This window comes from Microvirga tunisiensis (assembly GCF_009296175.1).
Lineage (GTDB): Bacteria > Pseudomonadota > Alphaproteobacteria > Rhizobiales > Beijerinckiaceae > Microvirga > Microvirga tunisiensis.
The window spans coordinates 1-1,086 of record NZ_VOSK01000831.1 but is presented as its reverse complement, the minus strand read 5'-3'; the positions used below and the strand labels follow the sequence as shown (position 1 = coordinate 1,086).

General features: G+C 61.6%; 3 pseudogenes. 1 reads left to right on the top strand and 2 read right to left on the bottom strand.

The features are described from left to right. Positions 1-25: 25 nt before the first annotated feature. A pseudogene (locus tag FS320_RS51365) lies at positions 26-568 on the bottom strand (RNA-guided endonuclease InsQ/TnpB family protein); the annotation flags it as partial. Here FS320_RS51365 and FS320_RS51360 point away from each other — a divergent pair. Next, positions 541-747 (top strand): annotated as a pseudogene (locus FS320_RS51360) (helix-turn-helix domain-containing protein); the annotation flags it as partial. The pseudogenes FS320_RS51365 and FS320_RS51360 sit on opposite strands and share 28 nt — an antisense overlap. Here the strand turns inward: FS320_RS51360 and FS320_RS43955 are convergent. Then, positions 710-1,086 (bottom strand): annotated as a pseudogene (locus FS320_RS43955) (integrase core domain-containing protein); the annotation flags it as partial. The pseudogenes FS320_RS51360 and FS320_RS43955 sit on opposite strands and share 38 nt — an antisense overlap.

The window sequence follows — 1,086 nt, the reverse complement described above, 5'->3', positions numbered from 1 at the left end:
CCCAACAGCTCCAGCACCAACCGCTTCAGATCGGCGTTCGACAGGCCATCAAGATCCGGGGCCGGTGACATGCAGGGGATTGAATCAGAATTGTCGCTGCGCCGGAACCCCGACCCGCCAGCTCAGCGTTGTGGTCCCGATCATGCGCGAGACCACATTCGCTGCACACCCACTGCCTGACCGCAAGACCCTCTCGGCCTTTGGGACCGCTGAGCGCATGGCACCCAGAACAGGTTTGCGTTGTGAAGGCCTCATTCACCTCGGCAAACACAACTCCCGCGTGATCGCTCTTGTACTCAAGGAAGTTGCGCAGCATGGACCAGCTCACGTCCAGGGTCGCCTTGGCGTTCCCGGATGCAATCTGCCAGGTGGATGAGATGTTGCCGACGAAGATGGCTCCCGCCCGATCGACCACGGCACGGGAGAACTTGTGCAGAGCGTCCTTTCTGCGGTTGGCGATCTTGGCATGGATCGTCTGGACCTGGCACTTGCGGCCCCGCCGCTGCGCCTCAGCCAGGGTTTCTTCGAGTTCGCGATAGAATGTGGCCTGTGCCAGTTCTTCGCCATCGGAGCATTTGGCCGCCGTCGTATCAGATCGCGCCTTGTATCCTCGCCCTCAAGGGCGAGGATACAAGGCGCGTTCACAGGATTGCCAGGCTTTACCGTTCCACGTATGTTCCCCTGATGCAGGTGCACAAGGCGTACAGGTTCAGGATTTACCCGACCGACGAGCAGCGTGTCCTGCTCGCCAAGGTCGTGGGACTGTGCCGCCTCGTCTACAACCTTGCCCTGGAGCAGCGTTGTCTGGATGCGAGACCTCCTTGGCATGAGCGATGACCTGGAGGGCTGGCGGCAACGCGTCTGCATCGGGTGGCTTGTAGCGGCGGTTGGCGAGCTTCGGCTCGGCAGCCAGGCGGCTTCGCACAACCTCATCCGGGGATCGCCCCTTGAGCACGCGTTGACGTCTTCTGTTATAGGCCTGATTGAAGCCCTTGAGCAGCGTCTCGAGGTCCCGATGGCTGTAGATGGTGATGCCCAGCACCTCGCGCTGCACCCGCCCGTTGAAGCGCTCCACGAGACCATTGG